The following is an 18,676-nucleotide window of genomic DNA, read 5'->3' on the forward strand; positions in this document are numbered from 1 at the left end:
TGGCCTCAGTGTTGGACGCGTTCAATAATCATGGCGATGCCCTGACCGACGCCGATGCACATGGTGCACAGCGCATAGCGGCCGTCCCGCCGTTCCAGTTCGTGCATGGCGGCCAGCGCCATTCTGGCGCCGCTCATGCCCAGCGGGTGTCCGAGTGCGATGGCGCCGCCGTTGGGGTTGACCTGCTCGGCGTCGTCCGGCAGGCCGAGCTGGCGCAGCACCGCCAGCGCCTGGGCGGCGAACGCCTCGTTAAGCTCAATCACGTCCATTTGCGCCAGGCTCAGCCCGGCGATTTCCAGCACCCGGCGGGCGGCCGGCAGCGGGCCGATGCCCATCAGACGCGGCTCCACGCCGCAGGCGGCGGTGGCGACAATGCGCGCGCGCGGCGTCAGCCCCTGCTGTTGCGCCATTGCCTCCGAGGCGACGATCAGCGCCGCCGCGCCGTCGTTAACCCCGGACGCGTTGCCGGCGGTCACGGTGCCGGGCTGGCGGAACGGGGTTTTCAACGCCTGCAGCTGCGCCAGCGAGGTTTCAGGGCGCGGGTGCTCATCGTCACTGACCTGGATAAGCGCACCTTTTTTCCCCGCAATGCTGACCGGCACGATTTCCTGCGCCAAAATGCCGGCGGCCTGCGCCCTGGCGGCGCGCTGCTGGCTGCGCAGGGCGAAGGCGTCCTGATCGGCGCGGCTGATGTTGAACTGTGCGGCGACGTTTTCGGCGGTTTCCGGCATCGAGTCGGTGCCGAACTGCTGCTGCATCAGCGGGTTGACGAAACGCCAGCCGATGGTGGTGTCGAACAGCTGCGCCTGACGGCTAAAGGCGCTGTCGGCCTTGCCCATCACCAGCGGCGCACGGGTCATCGACTCTGCACCGCCGGCCAGCACCCACTGGGCTTCGCCGGCCTTGATGCTGCGGGCGGCCATTGCCAGCGCGTCCAGGCCGGAGCCGCACAGACGATTGATGGTGGTGCCGGAAACGCTCTGCGGCAGTCCGGCCAGCAGCAGCGCCATGCGCGCCAGGTTGCGGTTATCTTCCCCGGCCTGGTTGGCGCAGCCGAGGATCACATCGTCAACCTGCGTCCAGTCGGCCTGCGGGTGGCGCGCCATCAGCGCCCGCAGCGGCAGGGCGGCCAGATCGTCGGCGCGCACCGTCGCCAGCGCACCGCCGTAGCGGCCAATCGGCGTGCGTACGCCGTCGCAGATGAAGGCGTGGTTCATGGCTGTTCCTCCAGGACCTGATGGCCAAGGCGATGGGCGCGGCCGCGGAACCAGGCCACGGTTTTCCCCTGTTGGTTGATAATTTCCACGTCGTACAGCCCGGTGGTTTTTCCCTGATGGCGCACTTCGGCGCTGGCGATCAGCCGGTCGCCGGCCAGCGCTGGGCGGATAAAGTCGATGCTGCAGCCGGCGGCGACCGCCGCCAGCCCCTGACTGTTGCAGGCGTAGGCGAAGGCGGTATCGGCCAGGCTGAACAGCTGGCCGCCGTGGCAGGTGCGGTGGCCGTTCAGCATCTGCGGGCCGACCTCCATACTGACCTGCGCAAAACCGCAGTCGACCGCATCCAGACGCATGCCCATCGCCTGGGCGCAGCTATCTTGTTGAAACATATGTTCGGCGCAGCGTTGCGCCAGCGCGCGCGGCGTATTGGCGTTCATTGTTCGGCTCCTGAAGGGGGAAGGGCGTGACCGGCGGCGCAGCGGCGCAGCAGCGGCATCGGGCGGTAGCGTTCTTCAAGGTAGAAGCGCTGCAGGTTTTCCAGCGTGGCGAGGATCTGTTTCCAGCCCAGCGCCTGTCCCCAGGCCAGCGGCCCGCGCGGATAGTTAACCCCGAAACGCATGGCGTTATCGGTATCGGCCGCGCTGGCGATGCCTTTGTTGACCACGTCCAGTGCCTCGTTGACCAGCATGGCGACGGTGCGCATCACCAGCAGACCGGGATAATCCGGCAGTGTGATGACCCGTTTGCCCAGCGACTGCAAGCATTGAATCACTTTGGCGTTGTCCTGAGGGTTGTTTTGCGCCGCGCAGCCGATCGCCAGGGTATTTGCCTGCCGGTAGTCGGCTGACAGATCGAACAGCACCACCGGCGTGCCGATGTCTTCGGCGACCTGACTGGCTGATTTACCATTTGTTAACATAAAGGTAACATCATCGATCATCGCCAGCGGGCTGGTCTGGCCGGGTTGTTTGACCGACGCCGCATTTTCCGTCAGCAGCGCGGCGAAATCCGCCAGCGGCGACCAGTCGCCGTGCAGCGTGACCCGAGCAGCCGGGCCGGCGTTAGCGGCAGCGGCGTAGCTGGCCTGCGGTGCATCGACATCGTCGCCATAGCGGTAAAAACCACGGCCGCTTTTGCGCCCCAGATGGCCGGCGGCCACCCGTTCCTGCTGCAACAGCGACGGGGTGAAGCGCGTGTCGTTGAAGAAAGCGTCGAACACCGATTGGGTAACGGCGAAGTTAACGTCCTGGCCGATCAGATCGGTCAGCTGCAGCGGCCCCATGGCGAAGCCGCCGGCGTCGCGCAGCACGGCATCCAGCGTCGCCGCATCGGCGAGCTGCTCCTCCAGCGCCCGCAGCGTTTCGGCATAGAACGGCCGGGCGACGCGGTTGACGATAAAGCCCGGCGTCGAACGGCACACAACCGGTCGTTTGCCCCATTGCTGCGCCAGCTGGCTCAGGCGATCGCACGTCGCGGCGCTGGTTTCCAGCCCGGTGACGATCTCTACCAGCTGCATCAGCGGCGCCGGATTGAAAAAGTGCATGCCGGCCATGCGTTGCGGGTGGCGCAGCGCGGCGGCGATAGCGGTAATCGACAGCGACGAGGTGTTGCTGGCGAACACCGTGTCGGCCGGACAAATCGCTTCCAACTCGCGGAACAGGCTCTGTTTGACCGCCAGCTTTTCCGCTACGGCCTCGATCACCAGCGCGCTGTCGGCCAGTTCTTCCAGCGCCTCGGCGATGCGGATGCGGGCCAGCAGCTGTTCGCTGGCGCGGCGATCCGCCTTGCCGGCCTCGACCCGGCGCATCAGGCGCTGGCTCAGTGTCTCGTAGGCGCGCTCGGCGGCGGCGCGGTCAATATCGAACACGGTGACCGGATGCCCGGCGGCGGCGGCCACCTGCGCGATGCCGATGCCCATGGTGCCCGCGCCAATCACCGCAACGGGTGAGGTAAGGGGAATTGCGTTCATGATTATTTTCCGCTGAAGACCGGTGGGCGTTTGGCGAAGAATGCGCTGACGCCTTCGCGATAGTCGTCGCTGCGGCCGCCAAGGCGCTGCAGGTCGCGCTCCAGATCCAACTGTTGGTCCAGCGTGTTGGTGGCGGCGCTGTAGATGGCTTTTTTGATCAGCCCCAGGCCGTAGGTCGGCTGGGTCGCCAGATGGCGCGCCAGCGCCCGGGTATGGGCCTCCAGTTCGCTGCCGTCCACCACCTGCCAGATCATGCCCCACTCCTGCGCCTGACGGGCGCTGATTTTATCGCCGAGCATCGCCATGCCCATTGCGCGCGCGTGGCCTGCCAGACGCGGCAGGAACCAGCTGCCGCCGGAGTCCGGCACCAGCCCGAGTTTGCAGAAAGATTGGATAAAATTGGCGTTGTCGGCGGCGATAACGATATCGCAGGCCATCGCCAGCGCCGCGCCGGCGCCGGCGGCTACGCCGTTCACCGCGCAGACGATCGGTTTGGGCAGCGCGGTCAGACGGCGGATCAGCGGGTTATAGAAACGCTCGACCGACAGGCCGAGGTCCGGCGCCTGCTGGTCGGCGTTGACGGTGCGATCGTTCAGATCCTGCCCGGCGCAGAAGCCGCGTCCGGCGCCGGTCAGCAGGACGCAGCGCACCGCCTCGTCGCGTTCGGCGAGGGTCAGCGCTTCCGCCAATTGGTGGTGCATCTCATCGTTAAAGCTGTTCAACCGGTCGGGGCGGTTCAGCGTGATGGTCAGTACGCCGGCGTCGAGGTGAGTGAGAATCAGGTTGTTGTCCATGGATCAGCGCCCTTTATAGTGTGGGGTACGTTTTTCGAAGAAGGCGGCAATGCCTTCACGGCGGTCTTCGGTGGCGGCCAGCGCGGCAAACTGCTGGCGCTCCATGGCCAGCCCCTGCGTCAGCCCGGTTTCCTCCGCCTGGCGCAGCGCCTGTTTGGCGGCGCGCAACGCCAGCGGCGCCTGTTGCGCGATACGTGCAGCCACCTGCTGCGTGCGCTCCAGCGTCAGCGCGTCGACGCATACCTCGCTCGCCAGTCCGCTCTGCAGCGCCAGGCGGGCATCAATGGCCTCGCCGCTCAGCACCATCTGGCTGGCGCGGGATTTGCCGACGCAGCGAATCAGCCGCTGAGTGCCGCCGGCGCCCGGCATCAGGCCGAGGGTGATTTCCGGCAGGCCGAAGCGGGCGCTTTCGCCGCAGATGACGATGTCGCAGGCCAGCGCCAGCTCGCAGCCGGCGCCGAGCGCATAGCCGTTGACCGCCGCCAGCAGCGGCTTGCTGAACTGGGCCAATTGCTGCCACAGCAGCGGGCGCGGGTCACGCAGGGTGGCGGGCAGATCTTGCTGCTGCAGTTCACGCAGGTCGGCGCCGGCGGCAAAAAAACGCGCGCCGCCGGCGATCACCACCGCGCCGGTGTCGTCGTCGGCCTCGGCCTGTTCCAGCCGTTCGATCAGCTGTTGCAGGCAGGGGGTGCTGAGCGCGTTACGCGCCTCCGGGCGGTGCAGCGTCAGGGTAAGAACGCGACCCTGCCGCTCGTGCAATATCCAGGGGGTAGTCATCGGCGGCTCCTAAACGTCGAAATCCAGCGTCACTCCGTCGCCTTTCGGCCACGACTGACAGCTGAGGATGTAACCGGCGGCCAGCTGGTCCGGCTCGAGGCTGTAGTTGACGCCCATCTCGACTTCGCCGGCGGTAAGCTTGCATTTGCAGGTGGCGCAGACCCCGCCTTTACAGGCGTAGGGCAGGTCCGCCCCCTGACGCAGCGCGGCGTCGAGAATGCTGTCGTCCTGCGCCGTAACGTCGATCTCCTGCCGGCGACCGTCGAGCTGAATCGCCACCCGGGTGGCGTTGCGGCTGGCGGCATCGGCCGGTCTGGCGCTGACGCCGCTGGTGTTGAAGCGTTCGCTGTGGATGCGCCCGGCCGGCATGCCGGCCTGCTCCAGTACGCTGTGGGCGTCGTCCATCATCGCTTCCGGGCCGCAGATAAACGCATGTTGATAGTCGCGGTAGTCGAGCAGCGTGGCGCCGATGGCCTGCAGGCGTTCGCGGTCAATGCGGCCGCTGAGCAGCGGGCTGTCCAGACTCTCCTGGCTGAACAGGTACAGCGGCTGGAAGCGTTGCGGGTAGCGGTTTTTCAGATCGGACAGCGCTTCTTTGAACATCACCGAGCGACTGCTGCGGTTGCCGTAGATCAGCGTGAACTGGCTGTCCGGTTCCAGCAGCAGCGTGGCTTTAATAATCGACAGCATCGGCGTGATGCCGGAGCCGGCGGCGATGGCCAGATAGTTGCCGTGGCGCTCCGCCTGCGGCTGGTAGCCGAAGCGCCCCTGCGGCACCATCACCTCCAGCGCGTCGCCGACCTTGAGCCGTTGATTGACAAATGAGGAAAAACGCCCCTGATGAATGGCCTTGACGCCGATTTGCAACAGCCCGTCCTGCGGCGCGCTGCAGATGGAGTAGCAGCGGCGCAGCTCTTCGCCGTCGAGGCTGGCTTTCAGCGTCAGGTGCTGGCCGGGGGTATAGCGGTAGGCGCTTTTCAGTTCGTCGGGCACGCGCAGGGTAATGGCGACGGCGTCCGGCGTTTCGCGTTCAATAGCGGCGACATTCAGGCGATGAAAAACCGTCATGATGTTCTGCGCTCCTAGATGCATTTGAAATAATCGAACGGCTCGCGGCAGGCGCAGCAGCGGTAGAGCGCTTTGCAGGCGGTGGAGCCGAACTCGCTGATTTTCTCGGTATTGTCACTGCCGCAGCGCGGGCACTGCACCGGGCCGTGGCTGTCCGGTCTATCGCAGGTATGGCCCTGCGGCGGCGCGACGCCGTAGGCGCGCAGCCTGGCGCGCGCGTCGGCGTTCATCCAGTCGGTGGTCCAGGCGGGATCGAGCTGGGTAGCGACCGTCACCGGGCTGAAACCGGCGGCGGCCAGCCGCTGTTTGATCGCGTCCTGCAAAAATTCGCTGGCGGGGCAGCCGGAATAGGTTGGCGTAAAGATAATGCGCCAGCCGTCGCCGTCGCGCTCCACCTTGCGCACCATGCCCAGATCGGTAATCGACAGCGCCGGCAGTTCCGGGTCGCTGATCTGCTGTAGGCAGTGCCAGATCTGCGGGATTTCGGCGGGCTCCAAGTGGGGGAGGATCATCAGTCACCTCGCTACCAGTTGCAGTTGGGGTAGGCGCGCTGCAGGAATTGCATCTCGGCGAGGATAAAACCGAGGTGCTCGCTGTGCTGGCCCTGTTTGCCGCCGAGGCGGAACGCCGGCTGCTCCGGCAGCGTCAGCGTCGCCTGGCGCAGCGTATCGTTCACCAGTTCCTGCCACGGCGCCTGCAGCTGACGCGGATCGGCGGCGATGCCCTGCTCGGCCAGCATCAGCTCGGTGTCATCGGCGTGGAACAGTTCGGCGGTAAAGCGCCACAGCGCATCCAGCGACTGCTGAATTTTTTGATGGCTGGTTTCGCTGCCGTCGCCGAGGCGGATCATCCAGCCCTGGCTGAAGCGCAGATGGTATTCCGCTTCTTTCAGCGATTTGGCGGCGATGGCCGCCAGCTGCGGATCGCGGCTGCGGCTGAGTTCGCGCTGCAGCAGCAGGTGGTAGGCATCCAGCAGGAACTGGCGCACCAGTGTATCGTTGAAGCCGCCGTTTGGCTGTTCGGCCAGCAGCAGGTTATGGAATTCGCGCTCGTCGCGACCGAAGGCCAACTGGTCTTCACTGCATTCGGGGCCGATCAGCGTCGCGGCGTAGCTGAGGATATTGCGCGCCTGGCCGAGCAGATCGAGGCCGATATTCGCCAGCGCCAGATCGATCTCCAGCTCCGGCGCGTGGCCGCACCAGGCGCACAGGCGCTGCGCCAGAATCAGCGGCGTATCGCCCTGACGCAAAAGATAGGTAATACGGGGATCGCGTTGCGTCATGGCCGCCTCACATGTTCTTGATGCCGTCGGGAATGGTGTAAAACGTCGGGTGGCGGTAGATTTTGTCCTCCGACGGATCGAAAAAGGCGTCGCGGTCTTCGGCCTGCGAGGCGATCAGGTGGCAGGACTGCACCACCCAGATGGAACAGCCTTCGTTACGCCGGGTGTAGGCGTCGCGGGCATTTTCCAGCGCCATCCGGTCGTCGGCGGCATGCAGGCTGCCGACGTGACGATGCGCCAGCCCTTGTTTGCTGCGGATAAATACTTCATACAGCGGCCATTCGGCGTGAGTCATGGAAGAATCCTCTTGTTAAGCCGCTCGCGTGCGGTTTTTTTCGGCATGCGCCATGGCGCCTTCGCGCACCCAGGCGCCGTTTTCCCAAGCCTGACGCTTGGCCTGCAGGCGTTCGTGGTTGCACTGGCCCTGGCCCTTGATCACCTGGAACAGCTCGCTCCAGTCGATGTTGCCGAAGCGGTAGTGGCCGCTGGCCTCATCCCAGGCCAGATCCGCATCGGGGGCGGTCATGCCCAGCGCTTCCAGCTGTGGAACGGTGTTGTCGACAAACTTCTGCCGCAGCTCGTCGTTGCTGTGGCGTTTGATTTTCCATGCCATGCTCTGCGCGCTGTGCGGAGAGTCGTTGTCGCTGGGGCCGAACATCATCAGCACCGGCCACCAGAAACGGTTAATGGCGTCCTGCAGCATGGCCTTTTGCTGTTCGCTGCCGTGCGCCAGCGCCATCACCGCCTCATAGCCCTGACGCTGGTGGAAGCTCTCCTCTTTACAGATTTTCACCATTGAACGGGCATACGGGCCGTAAGAGGCGCGGCACAGCGCCACCTGATTGACGATGGCCGCGCCGTCGACCAGCCAGCCGATCACGCCGACGTCGGCCCAGTTCAGCGTCGGGTAGTTAAAAATGGAGGAGTATTTCATCTTGCCGTCGAGCATCTTTTGGTAGATGTCCTGACGCGAACAGCCCAGCGTTTCGGCGGCGCTGTACAGGTAGAGGCCGTGGCCGGCTTCGTCTTGCACCTTGGCCAGCAGCACCGCTTTGCGCCGCAGGGTCGGGGCGCGGGTCAGCCAGTTGGCTTCCGGCAGCATGCCAATCACTTCCGAATGCGCGTGCTGGCCGATCTGACGGATCAGGTTTTGCCGGTAGGCGTCCGGCATCCAGTCTTTGGCCTCGATGGAGATATCGGCGGCCAGCTTGGCGTCGAAATGCTGCTGATGTTGTGCGTCGGTGGTCATGGTTACCTCATTGATGATTCGTATTTTTAAAGTGAACAATAAAAATGTGAATCACTTTAATAACCATAAAGCTACAAGTTGATAACCTAAAGATCAAACAAGGTTATTAGGGTTTTGCGACGGCCCTCACAACTAATTTTCTTATTTTATTGATTTATATTTGCTTTTTGTGCCGTAAATTCGCACGGCTGCTGACGTACGGCCAGCTTTACACTCCCGTTGTTTGTTTTTTGTTAAATTTTAACTTGGCGATGACTGGAAAATATGTGATACGTAATTACGCTTTATGACGTCACTTTATGAATTCAGGAGAAGCCGCATGCAGCAGTTGAACAGTTACCTCTCGGGGCGTTGGCTATACGGCCAGGGGCCGGCTCGCGAGATCCGTCACGCGCTCACCGGCGAGCCGTTGTATCAGGTTTGCTCTGAGGGGCTGCCGCTGGCCGACAGCCTGAACTATGCGCGGGAGCAGGGCGGCCGAGCGCTGGCGGCGATGACCTTCCAGCAGCGCGCGCAGATGATGAAGGCGGTGGCGAAGTATCTGCTGGCGCATAAAGAGACGCTGTATGAGATCTCCTACCAGACCGGCGCGACGCGCAGCGACGGCTGGGTGGATATTGAAGGCGGCATCGCTACGCTGTTTGCCTACGCCGGCCTGGCCGGGCGCGAGCTGCCGGACGACACGCTGTGGCCGGAAGACGAGCCGATTCCGTTATCGAAACAGGGCCAGTTTATGGCGCGTCACGTGTTGACCTCGCGCCCCGGCGTGGCGCTGCATATCAACGCCTTCAACTTTCCCTGCTGGGGCATGCTGGAAAAACTGGCTCCGACCTGGCTGGCCGGTATGCCGGCGATTGTGAAACCCGCCACCGCCAGCGCGCAGCTGACGCAGGCGATGGTGCAGCTGATTATCGACAGCGGTCTGGTGCCGGACGGGGCGCTGCAGCTGATTTGCGGCGGCGTCGGCGATCTGTTTGACCATCTGGACTATCAGGATGCGGTGACCTTTACCGGCTCGGCGCAGACCGGCCGGCAACTGCGCGCCCACCCGCGGCTGCTGGAAAAATCGATTTCGTTCACCATGGAGGCCGACTCGCTGAACTGCTGCGTGCTGGGAGAGGACGTGACGCCGGAGATGCCGGAGTTTGCGCTGTTTATTAAAGAAGTCTGCCGTGAGATGACCAGCAAGGCGGGGCAGAAATGTACCGCCATCCGCCGGGTGATGGTGCCGGCGACGCAGGTTGAGGCGGTGAAACAGGCGCTGTTGCAGCGCCTGGCCGCGGTGAAGGTTGGCGACCCGCGGCTGGAGCAGGTCAGGATGGGGGCGCTGGTCAGCCTGGAGCAGCGGGATGATGTGCAGCAGAAAGTTGAACTGCTGCTGCACAACGGTTGTGAACCGCTATGCGGCGCCAGCCTGCAGTCATTCAGCGCGCAGGGCGATGACGATCGCCAGGGCGCATTCTACCCGCCAACTCTGTTGTACTGCGCCGAGCCGCTGCGTAACAGCGCGGTGCACGATATTGAGGCCTTTGGCCCGGTCGCTACGCTGATGCCGTACGACAGCGGCGAGCAGGCGATTGAGCTGGCGCTGCTGGGGCAAGGCAGCCTGGCCGGCTCGCTGGTCACCGCCGATGCCGCCGTGGCGACGCGCTTTATCCGCGCCGCCGCCTGCGCCCATGGACGGATGCTGGTGCTGGACCGTGCGGCGGCGGAAGAGTCCACCGGCCACGGCTCGCCGCTGCCGATGCTGATGCACGGCGGGCCGGGACGCGCCGGCGGCGGCGAGGAGCTGGGCGGCCTGCGGGCGGTGAAGCACTATATGCAGCGTACCGCGCTGCAGGGCAGCCCGAGCATGCTGGCGGCGATCGGCCAAGAGTGGGTGCGCGGCGCCGAGGCGCTGGAATCGCCGGTTCATCCGTTCCGCAAGTATTTTGAACAGCTGCCGATCGGCGAAAGCCTGCTGACCGCGCGGCGTACGGTCACCGAGGCGGATATCGTCAATTTCGCCTGTCTGAGCGGTGACCATTTCTATGCCCATATGGATAAACTCGGCGCGGCGGAGTCGCTGTTCGGCGAGCGCGTGGCCCATGGCTACTTTGTGGTTTCCGCGGCGGCGGGGCTGTTTGTCGACCCGGGCGTCGGGCCGGTGATCGCCAACTACGGCATGGAAAATCTGCGCTTTATCGAGCCGGTGAAGATCGGCGACACCATTCAGGTGCGGCTGACCTGCAAGAAAAAGATCCGCAAGCCGCAGAAAAGTGCGGAGGATAGGCCGCACGGCGTGGTGGTGTGGGATGTGCAGGTGCTGAATCAGCATCAGCAGGCGGTGGCGCTGTACAGCATTTTAACGCTGGTGGCGCGGCAGCAGGGCGACTTCCCGCAGCAAGAGGCGCAGTAAGCGCCGCTTCTCTCCTTACGCGGGGCCGTTGTGGCCCCGTTGTTATTGGCGCCGCCTCAGGCGTGACACACCTGGTTCTTACCGTTTTTCTTGGCCTGATAGAGCGCCGCATCCGCCTGTTTGATCAGCGCGACCGGCGTGCTGTCGGCGTCGCCGGGAGCCTGAATGGCGACGCCGATGCTGACGGTAATCAGGCCCAGCGGGCTGCCTTCGTGAGGGATTTGCAGCCGACGCACATGCGCCAGCACCCGTTTGGCGCAGCTCATCGCCTCTGCCAGATCGGTATCCGGCAGGATGATCGTCAGCTCTTCACCGCCGTAGCGCGCGATCAGATCGCCGACGCGGTTAGGCATCTCTTTCAGCAGCCGGCCGATCTGCTGCAGGCAGCGGTCGCCGGCGACGTGGCCGTAGATGTCGTTGTACTGTTTGAAATAGTCGATATCCAGGATCAGCAGCGCCAGATCGCGCTGATAGCGTACGGCGTGATTGATATGGTTGGCCAGCGCCATATCGAAGCGGCGGCGGTTGGCTAGCCCGGTCAGGCCGTCCAGCAGCGCCAGCTCCTCCAGCGTCTGGTTCATCTGCGTAAGCTGATCGCGGGTGCGCACCAGTTCCGCCTCCGTCTGCAGGCTGTGGTTGATTTGCCGGATCAGCGCCATGCCCAGCGCCAGCAATATCGCCAGCAGTATGCCGCCGCCGAGGGCGAACAGGCCGGTGTCCTTGCGCCAACTGCTCAGTACATCGTGTTTCGACAGCCCGGCGGCGATCACCAGCGGGTAATGCGGTACGCGGGAGTAGCCGTAAATACGCTCCACGCCGTCAAACTGCGACACCAGCGTGGCGTTGCCGAACGCCGAATACGGCAGAATCTGCCGGAACAGCACCCCGAGGGCGACGTTCTTGCCGATGTTATTCGGCGCGTAAGGGCGGCGGTACAAAATGGTGCCGTCCGCCAGCAGCAGGCTGAGCGCATCGTTGTCCTCAAGGGCGAAGTCATCGTAAAAGTTGCGGAAATAATCGACATACAGCGTCGACAGCACCACGCCGGCAAAGCTGCCGTCCGGGTGGTTAAGCCGGCGTGAGATGGGGATCACCAGATCGTCGGTGGAGCGGCTGCGGATTACTTTGCCAATATAGAAGTTATTATTGTTGTGGTTCTTATGATATTGGAAATAGGCGCGGTCGCCGTTATTGGCGTGGGCGCCGGTCAGGCCGAACGAGGTCACCACCCAGCGCCCCTGCGCGTCAAAGATAAAGCTGCCGTGCAGCTGCGGCGAATTGGTGACCTGGTCATGCATCACTTTTTGCAGGCGACGCTGTTGCGGAGCGCCAAATCCGTCGTGTTCGGCGCGTTCTTTCAAATCCAGCAGGCCGTTATCCACCTGCTTGAAGGTGTCGTAGGCATGCTGCGCCAGCGAGCGCGCCAGATTAGAGGTGCCGTTATCCGCACTTTGCAGATCGAGTTTGCGGGCATGCCAGCTCTGCCAGACGTTAAACACGATCAGCGTAACGACGACGATCACCACGAACACGGCGGCTTGAAACAGCAACGGCGAAGTTCTGGACTTTGCTGACTCTGAGGACGGTGGCGTCATATCATCCTGATTTTCGGGTAGTGATTAATGCGAACAAAACGTTGGGCGATGCGCGTTGAAACCTGCCCGCCGGCCGAATGAACGGGCGGACGTGGAAGGAATAAATTTAGTACAAGTTAACTGATTAATACAGGAAGGGGGACAAGGTGTCGGACTACATTATCATTACGCTGTTGACGTTGTCGGTCTATTATCCGCTGACGCTGGGAGCGCTGGCCGTGATGATGGCTATCGCCGTGCGCCGGCGGCAATCGCCTTACTGGCGGCTGGCGCTGCTGCTGTTTACGCTGCTGTTTGTGCTGTTCGCCATGGCGGCCTACAGCTGGCATCACTCGCGCTGACGCCCGCTGCAGGCCTATGGGCTTATTCCACGTTAATCATCCAGTTGACGCCGAACTGGTCGGTCAGCATGCCGAAACCTTTGGCCCAGAACGTAGGCTGAAAAGGCATGGTGACAGTGCCGCCCTGCGCCAGTTTGTTAAAAATTTCTTTACCTTGCTCCACGCTGCTGGGGTTCAGCGACAGCGAGTAGCCCCGGTGCGCGCCGTTGTCGCCGTCTTCCTGCGGGCAGCCGTCGGAAGCCATCAGCGCGCCGTCGCCAATCAGCAGGTGCGCGTGCATTACCGCCTGCGGGTCTACCTCCGGCATGTCGTCCTGTTTCGCCTCGGCGGGCAGATCTTTATAGCGCATCAGCATTTCCAGCCTGGCGCCCAGTTGCTCGACATAAAAATTAATCGCCTGTTCGCAGTTACCGTTAAAGAACAGATAGGGTTGAATCTGCATGGTATTGCCCTCGGATTATCTTCAGCCCCCACCGCCTGAGGGCGCTGATAAAATGGTTACGCCCGGCAACTGTTGCAGAGCGTGATTGGTTAGTGTAGCGGCTGGCAGGGAGAAGATCGGGCGGGGGATCACGCTCTGCGCATTTGCCATGATTAAACGAAAAAGCGGGACAGTGCATCCCGATTTTCGCTGATTATCTGCGCGATAAGACTTCCTATACTCAACGGCACCTTCACTAAAGGAGTTTATGGTTATGGGAAGTCAATCTCTTGATGGCAAAGTGGTCCTGATCGCCGGCGGGGCGAAGAACCTGGGCGGCCTGGTGGCGCGCGATCTGGCGCAAAACGGCGCGGCGGCGGTCGTGGTGCACTATAACAGCGACAGCAGCCGCCCGGCGGCGGAAGAGACGCTGGCGGCGGTCAAGGCCGCAGGCGCGCAGGCGATCGCCGTACAGGGCGACCTTTCCCGGCCGGACAACGTCGCCCGGCTGTTTGAAGAGGCGGTGAGCGCGTTCGGCAAGGTGGATATCGCGATCAATACCGCCGGGTTGGTGATTAAAAAGCCGATCGCCGAAGTGACCGAGGCGGATTACGACACCAGCTTTGACGTGAATGCCAAGGCGGCGTTCTTCTTTATTCAGCAGGCGGGGAAACATCTGGCGGATAACGGCCGGATTGTCACCATTGTCAGTTCGCTGCTGGCGGCCTATACGCCGTTTTATGCGGTGTATCCCGGCAGTAAGGCGCCGGTAGAGCACTTCACCCGCGCCGCCTCGAAAGAGTTCGGCGAGCGGGGAATCAGCGTCAATGCCATCGGTCCTGGCCCTATGGATACGCCGTTCTTCTACGGGCAAGAAAGCGAGGAAGCGGTAGCCTATCACCGCAGCGCGGCGGCATTGAGCAAGTTCTCCAAAACCGGCCTGACCGATATTGAAGATATTGCGCCGATCGTGAAATTCCTGGTGACCGACGGTTGGTGGATCACCGGGCAAACGCTGTTCGCCAACGGCGGCTATACTACCCGTTAATTGACGATATCGTTCAACCTGGCTGCGGCGTGACGCCGCAGCCGCAGCGTGAGGCGCCGGTGGATAAAATAGGGAGACTGCGGGTATTTATCCAGGTCGCCGAAGTGGGCAGTTTTGTGCGCGCATCGGAAATCATGCTGATGCCGAAAACTACGGTGTCCTCGGCGATCCAACAGTTGGAAAGCGAGATGGGCGCCCGGCTGTTCCACCGCACCACGCGGCGGGTGCAGCTGACCAGCGACGGCGAGCGCCTGCTGGAACGCGCGCGCATGTTGCTGGATGAGATGGCGGCGCTGGATCGGCTTTTTCTGCCGCCGGATGCGTCGATCGGCGGCCGTCTGACGGTGGATGTGCCCAGCCGCATTGCGCGGCGCATCATCGTGCCGGCGCTGCCGGACTTCTTTACCCGTTACCCCGATATTCAACTGTTTCTCAGTTCCAGCGATCGCCATATCGATCTGGTGCAGGAAGGCGTGGACTGCGTTGTGCGGGTCGGCGAGCTGCACGACAGTAGCCTGATCGGCCAGAGCCTGGGGCAACTGGGCATGATCAACTGCGCCAGCCCGGCGTATCTGCAGCGGCAGGGCGTTCCGCTGCGAACCGAACAGCTGACTGCGCATTGGGTGGTGGGCTATGCTCAGCCGAATTTGATGACCGCGAACGTCTGGCAGTGGCGACAGGATGGCGCGGCGCAGGAGAAAGCGCTGCCCAGCCGGGTGACGGTGAATAATGCAGAAAACTACATCGGCTGCTGTCTGGCAGGGATGGGGCTGATTCAAATCCCGCGTTTTGACGTGCAGCACTATCTGGATGCCGGACAGTTGGTGGAAGTCTTACCGCAGGCGCGCGCGCCTGCGATGAATCTTGCGCTGCTGTATCCGCACCGTCGCCAGCGCACGGCGCGTTTCAGCGCCTTTGCGGACTGGTTTAGCCGGCTGATTGCGCCTTTTTGTGAAACGGCGCAATCAGCAAACTAGTAAAGGGACGCTTCGCCTGCGGGGCGCGTCTTGAAACGGCGGTGCAGCCACATGTACTGGTCAGGGGCGAGTAAAACCTGCTCCTCTACCACTTTATTCATGTAGGCGGCCGCTTTGGTGTCGTCATCCAGCGGAAAATTGTCCAGCGGCGGCTGAATAATCAGCTCATAACCTTTGGCGTGCGGCAGACGGCGCGGCACGAAAGGTACGATGGCGGGCCGGCCCATGCGCGCCAGCAGATAGGTGCCGGTGGTGGTGGCGGCGTTCGGCACGGCAAAAAACGGCACAAACACGCTGCTCTGCCGGCCATAGTCATGGTCCGGCGCGTACCAGATGATTTCGCCCTGTTTCAGACAGCGAATCATGCCTTTTACGTCCTTACGGTCGATCATGTATTTGTTGGAGCGCAGGCGGCCCCAGGTCTGTACATACTCCATCAGCTTGTTGTTATGCGGGCGATGCACGCCGATGCCCGGGTTCTGCATGCCGAAGATGCGTGCGCCCAGTTCCAGCGTCAGGAAATGCATGCCGATCAGCAGGACGCCCCTGCCGTTTTCGCGCGCTTTTTGCATATTTTCCAGGCCGCTGACGGCAAACCAGCGGGAAATCCGCCAGTCGGGCCAGAACCAGGCCATGCCGACCTCAAACAGACCCATGCCGACCGACTCAAAGTTGTGGGTCACCAGGGCTTCGCGTTCCGCTGCGGGCATGTCGGGGAAGCACAGTTCCAGATTCCGTCGGGCTATTTTTACCCGACGCGGCATAAAGCGTTTGGCGATTCTGCCGAGCAGATGGCCGAGGCGATAAATAAGCGGGTAGGGGAGAAGAACTAACAAATAGAGTATGCCGAGACCGATCCAAAGCAGCCAGTATCGAGGGCGCAAGAAAGAGCGCTCAAAAGTTGGGCTTAATAACATTTGCTTTCAACTTCCTGCTGTTACGTGTTTTTTCTCAAAGATGGATTTGGTGAATGATAATAATATAATTTGAATCAACCGATCGACTTTTTCCCTTTAATGCCATTGCACGCCTGACGTCAGGGGCGCGTGAATCCGCCCGACGATTCAGATGATGTGAAATAGGTAACGCGCTGATTTTTGACTATAGTAATAAAGTGCAAACGCGTCGTTTCGTTGGGCACCCTGTCGCTGCCGGCGGCGTATGCGGGCGGCGGAGCAGGTGAAACATAAGGCGGAAAGACGCGCTCACACGCGGTGTGATGCGGGGCTTCCAGATTATGTTATGCTAAGGAATTGAAATGTTTGTTAAAAATGACAGTAAAGATCGTGTAGAATCGGCATGCGGCAGCGCCAGAGGGTGCGCATGTGAAGTGCGCGCCTGTGTGAAGGACGCTGTCGATTGTTCTTGTCGTTATGTAAAAGACAACCCGTGGGCTGGGGTTGGCGCCGGCGCCGTTGTTGGACTGGTCGTCGGTTTCCTTTTAGGCAAAAAGTAAATAGGGAGAGTATAAATGGGCATCATTTCTTGGATTATTTTTGGTTTAATCGCCGGTATTCTGGCTAAGTGGATTATGCCGGGCAAAGATGGCGGCGGTTTTATCATGACCATCATCCTGGGTATTATCGGTGCAGTTGTCGGCGGTTGGATCAGTACCTTCTTCGGTATGGGCCGCGTCGATGGCTTTAACCTGGGCAGCTTTGTGGTTGCCGTGATCGGTGCCCTGGTGGTGCTTTTTGTCTACAGAAAGATCAGAAGCTAATCCGGTGCTGATCAATGAGGGTCGCCCACGGCGGCCCTTTTTCGTTTAATTACAGGTGACGATCGCCCGGCGTATGGCCGGCGATCTGAGAAGGGGAATACTATGGGTTTGTTAGATGGCGCATTAGGCAATGTTTTAGGCAACGTGCTGGGTAATGCATTGGGTAATGGCGGTAAAGGCGGGATCGATATCGCGGCCATTCTGCAGTGGGTTGAGCAGCAGGGTGGTTTGCAGGCAATCCTGAACAAACTGCAGCAGGGACAGCTGGGCGATATTGTCGGTTCCTGGCTGGGCAACGGTGAAAACCAGGCCATCAGCGGCGACCACGTTCAGCAGGCGCTGGGCAGCGATGCGATTGCGCAGCTGGCCGCCAAATTGGGCGTTGACAGCAACCAGACGTCTGAAACCGTGGCGCAGCTGCTGCCGACGCTGGCGGATAAAGCCTCGCCAAACGGTGAAGTGAAACAGGACGAACTGGCCAACTACGTCGGTAAACTGTTCAGCTAAGCCTTGATGCCCCGGTTTGCCGGGGCATGTTTCTCTCCTGCCATCCGCGTCTGCGCCGCAGACGGTTTACAGAATTTCCTCGCTTTATACGCAAAATATTCCTTGCACCGCCGCTGGCGGAAACAAGGTCGTTTGTGGCAACCTTTTGGCTGCCGCATAGATGTGTGCGGCAGGTCGGTGCGTAAATCCGCCGACGATTAACTAAAAAAGAGGAACGTTGCGTGACAGGGATTATCTCAATACTGACGTGTTTACTGGCGTTGGTGACTATTGCGCCGATTTCAACGCATCCGGCCTGGTGGGTCCGCGTATGGGATTTCCCCCGTTTGCAGATACTGGCGCTGGCGTTATTGACGCTGTTGCTGAATGTGACGCTGCTGCCCTGGTCATCGCCGTGGGTTTGGGGCCTGGCGGTAGTCAATCTGGCCTGTGTGATTTATCAGGCGCGCTGGATTTATCCTTATACGCCGCTGAGCAAGCCGCAGGTGCTGGATTTTACCGGTTATGAGAAAAAGCCGCGCGTGCGCATACTGGTCGCCAATGTGCTGACGCCGAACCGCCATGCGGAAAAGCTGCTGGCGCTGGCGGCGTCAGAGCGGCCGGACGTGCTGGTGGCGGTGGAAACCGACGGCTGGTGGGAGCAACAGCTGGCGCCGCTGGAACAGGATTATCCCTATACGCTGAAATGCCCGCAGGACAACCTATACGGCATGCACGTCTATTCGCGCCTGCCGCTTGTCGACGCAGAGATTCAGTATCTGGTGGATAAGGAGATTCCGTCGATGCATATGCTGGTACAACTGGATAACGGGCCGCAGGTGCGCTTGCACTGCGTACACCCGATGCCGCCCAGCCCGACGGAGAATGATGAATCGGAAGACCGCGATGCAGAACTGGTGCTGGTGGGAAAAAGCGTGGTCGATGCCAAAACGCCGGTGATCGTCACCGGCGATCTGAACGATGTCGCCTGGTCCACCACCACGCGGTTATTCCTGAAAATCAGTGGGCTGCTTGATCCGCGCCGCGGTCGCGGCATGTACAGCACCTTCCATGCCGGCTATCCGTTTTTACGCTGGCCGCTGGACCACGTTTTTCACAGCGATGATTTTGTGCTGGGCAGCCTGCGTCGCCTGCCCTCGATTGGCTCTGACCACTTCCCGATCATGGCCGAACTGGTGTACTCGCCGAAGAAGGGCGCACAGCAAGAGAGCCTGCAGCGGGAGAGCGAGGATGAGGCGCTGGCTCAGGAGAAACTGGCCAGCACCGACGCCACGCCGGCGGACGTCCACGCCCCCGGCGCCTGATGCCTTGCC

Annotated in this window: 21 protein-coding genes; 8 read left to right on the top strand and 13 right to left on the bottom strand. The window is 61.8% G+C overall.

Going from position 1 to position 18,676, the window contains the following annotated elements:
• Positions 1 to 5: 5 nt before the first annotated feature.
• Genes pcaF through paaA form a run of 10 tightly spaced genes read right to left on the bottom strand, consistent with a single transcriptional unit; the run spans position 6 to position 8,356 of the window.
• Positions 6 to 1,217, bottom strand: a complete 1,212-nt coding sequence (gene pcaF / locus HF675_RS09000) for a 3-oxoadipyl-CoA thiolase (RefSeq protein ID WP_105231742.1) — start codon at positions 1,215 to 1,217, stop codon at positions 6 to 8.
• A complete protein-coding gene (gene paaI / locus HF675_RS09005) occupies positions 1,214 to 1,654 on the bottom strand; it encodes a hydroxyphenylacetyl-CoA thioesterase PaaI (RefSeq protein WP_105231741.1) in 441 nt (146 codons plus the stop codon). Before paaI ends, pcaF begins: the two co-directional genes overlap by 4 nt.
• On the bottom strand, positions 1,651 to 3,186 hold the full coding sequence (locus HF675_RS09010) for a 3-hydroxyacyl-CoA dehydrogenase (RefSeq protein ID WP_105231740.1): 1,536 nt from the start codon (positions 3,184 to 3,186) through the stop codon (positions 1,651 to 1,653). The genes paaI and HF675_RS09010 overlap by 4 nt, the downstream gene beginning before the upstream one ends.
• A 2-nt stretch (positions 3,187 to 3,188) precedes the next feature.
• A complete protein-coding gene (gene paaG / locus HF675_RS09015; RefSeq protein ID WP_105231739.1) occupies positions 3,189 to 3,980 on the bottom strand; it encodes a 2-(1,2-epoxy-1,2-dihydrophenyl)acetyl-CoA isomerase PaaG in 792 nt (263 codons plus the stop codon).
• A gap of 3 nt (positions 3,981 to 3,983) precedes the next feature.
• Positions 3,984 to 4,757 (bottom strand): 2,3-dehydroadipyl-CoA hydratase PaaF, encoded by a 774-nt coding sequence (paaF, locus tag HF675_RS09020; protein WP_105231738.1) that lies wholly within the window; start codon positions 4,755 to 4,757, stop codon positions 3,984 to 3,986.
• A gap of 9 nt (positions 4,758 to 4,766) precedes the next feature.
• Positions 4,767 to 5,825 (bottom strand): 1,2-phenylacetyl-CoA epoxidase subunit PaaE, encoded by a 1,059-nt coding sequence (gene paaE / locus HF675_RS09025; RefSeq protein ID WP_105231737.1) that lies wholly within the window; start codon positions 5,823 to 5,825, stop codon positions 4,767 to 4,769.
• Positions 5,826 to 5,839: 14 nt separating this feature from the next.
• Positions 5,840 to 6,337 (bottom strand): 1,2-phenylacetyl-CoA epoxidase subunit PaaD, encoded by a 498-nt coding sequence (gene paaD / locus HF675_RS09030; protein ID WP_187044454.1) that lies wholly within the window; start codon positions 6,335 to 6,337, stop codon positions 5,840 to 5,842.
• A gap of 11 nt (positions 6,338 to 6,348) precedes the next feature.
• Positions 6,349 to 7,107 carry a 1,2-phenylacetyl-CoA epoxidase subunit PaaC gene (paaC, locus tag HF675_RS09035; protein WP_105231735.1) on the bottom strand — a complete coding sequence of 253 codons (759 nt, stop codon included), beginning with the start codon at positions 7,105 to 7,107 and terminating at the stop codon, positions 6,349 to 6,351.
• Between the two features lie 7 nt (positions 7,108 to 7,114).
• Positions 7,115 to 7,402, bottom strand: coding sequence for a 1,2-phenylacetyl-CoA epoxidase subunit PaaB (gene paaB, locus HF675_RS09040; protein WP_105231734.1), 288 nt, complete (start codon positions 7,400 to 7,402; stop codon positions 7,115 to 7,117).
• Positions 7,403 to 7,417: 15 nt separating this feature from the next.
• Positions 7,418 to 8,356 carry a 1,2-phenylacetyl-CoA epoxidase subunit PaaA gene (gene paaA / locus HF675_RS09045; protein WP_111736826.1) on the bottom strand — a complete coding sequence of 313 codons (939 nt, stop codon included), beginning with the start codon at positions 8,354 to 8,356 and terminating at the stop codon, positions 7,418 to 7,420.
• 319 nt (positions 8,357 to 8,675) lie between these two features.
• Between paaA and paaZ the strand changes: the two genes are divergently transcribed.
• On the top strand, positions 8,676 to 10,754 hold the full coding sequence (gene paaZ, locus HF675_RS09050) for a phenylacetic acid degradation bifunctional protein PaaZ (RefSeq protein ID WP_105231732.1): 2,079 nt from the start codon (positions 8,676 to 8,678) through the stop codon (positions 10,752 to 10,754).
• 56 nt (positions 10,755 to 10,810) lie between these two features.
• Here paaZ and HF675_RS09055 read toward each other — a convergent pair whose 3' ends face one another.
• Positions 10,811 to 12,349, bottom strand: a complete 1,539-nt coding sequence (locus HF675_RS09055) for a GGDEF domain-containing protein (RefSeq protein ID WP_105231731.1) — start codon at positions 12,347 to 12,349, stop codon at positions 10,811 to 10,813.
• A gap of 146 nt (positions 12,350 to 12,495) precedes the next feature.
• Between HF675_RS09055 and HF675_RS09060 the strand changes: the two genes are divergently transcribed.
• Positions 12,496 to 12,690, top strand: coding sequence for a hypothetical protein (locus HF675_RS09060; RefSeq protein ID WP_105231730.1), 195 nt, complete (start codon positions 12,496 to 12,498; stop codon positions 12,688 to 12,690).
• A 22-nt stretch (positions 12,691 to 12,712) separates the two neighbouring features.
• On the opposite strand, the gene HF675_RS09065 is transcribed toward HF675_RS09060, so the two are convergent.
• A complete protein-coding gene (locus tag HF675_RS09065) occupies positions 12,713 to 13,132 on the bottom strand; it encodes a VOC family protein (protein WP_105231729.1) in 420 nt (139 codons plus the stop codon).
• A gap of 253 nt (positions 13,133 to 13,385) precedes the next feature.
• Here HF675_RS09065 and HF675_RS09070 point away from each other — a divergent pair, with 253 nt between their 5' ends.
• Together HF675_RS09070 and HF675_RS09075 are read left to right on the top strand one after the other, a co-directional pair.
• On the top strand, positions 13,386 to 14,159 hold the full coding sequence (locus HF675_RS09070; protein WP_187044455.1) for an SDR family oxidoreductase: 774 nt from the start codon (positions 13,386 to 13,388) through the stop codon (positions 14,157 to 14,159).
• Positions 14,160 to 14,218: 59 nt separating this feature from the next.
• Positions 14,219 to 15,136, top strand: coding sequence for a LysR family transcriptional regulator (locus HF675_RS09075; RefSeq protein WP_105233421.1), 918 nt, complete (start codon positions 14,219 to 14,221; stop codon positions 15,134 to 15,136).
• Here the strand turns inward: HF675_RS09075 and HF675_RS09080 are convergent.
• Positions 15,133 to 16,053, bottom strand: a complete 921-nt coding sequence (locus HF675_RS09080; RefSeq protein ID WP_187044456.1) for a Kdo(2)-lipid IV(A) acyltransferase — start codon at positions 16,051 to 16,053, stop codon at positions 15,133 to 15,135. The genes HF675_RS09075 and HF675_RS09080 overlap by 4 nt on opposite strands.
• Before the next feature lie 341 nt (positions 16,054 to 16,394).
• Between HF675_RS09080 and HF675_RS09085 the strand changes: the two genes are divergently transcribed.
• The 4 genes from HF675_RS09085 to HF675_RS09100 all read left to right on the top strand — a co-directional run bounded on the left by HF675_RS09085 (position 16,395) and on the right by HF675_RS09100 (position 18,667).
• Positions 16,395 to 16,592, top strand: coding sequence for a DUF883 family protein (locus tag HF675_RS09085; protein WP_105231726.1), 198 nt, complete (start codon positions 16,395 to 16,397; stop codon positions 16,590 to 16,592).
• Positions 16,593 to 16,607: 15 nt separating this feature from the next.
• Positions 16,608 to 16,856 carry a GlsB/YeaQ/YmgE family stress response membrane protein gene (locus HF675_RS09090; protein WP_054307869.1) on the top strand — a complete coding sequence of 83 codons (249 nt, stop codon included), beginning with the start codon at positions 16,608 to 16,610 and terminating at the stop codon, positions 16,854 to 16,856.
• A 102-nt stretch (positions 16,857 to 16,958) separates the two neighbouring features.
• Positions 16,959 to 17,363 carry a YidB family protein gene (locus tag HF675_RS09095; protein WP_187044457.1) on the top strand — a complete coding sequence of 135 codons (405 nt, stop codon included), beginning with the start codon at positions 16,959 to 16,961 and terminating at the stop codon, positions 17,361 to 17,363.
• 221 nt (positions 17,364 to 17,584) lie between these two features.
• On the top strand, positions 17,585 to 18,667 hold the full coding sequence (locus HF675_RS09100) for an endonuclease/exonuclease/phosphatase family protein (protein WP_105231724.1): 1,083 nt from the start codon (positions 17,585 to 17,587) through the stop codon (positions 18,665 to 18,667).
• Positions 18,668 to 18,676: the final 9 nt, after the last annotated feature.

The organism is Serratia sp. JUb9, from assembly GCF_014298095.1.
Classification (GTDB): Bacteria; Pseudomonadota; Gammaproteobacteria; order Enterobacterales; family Enterobacteriaceae; genus Serratia_B; species Serratia_B rhizosphaerae.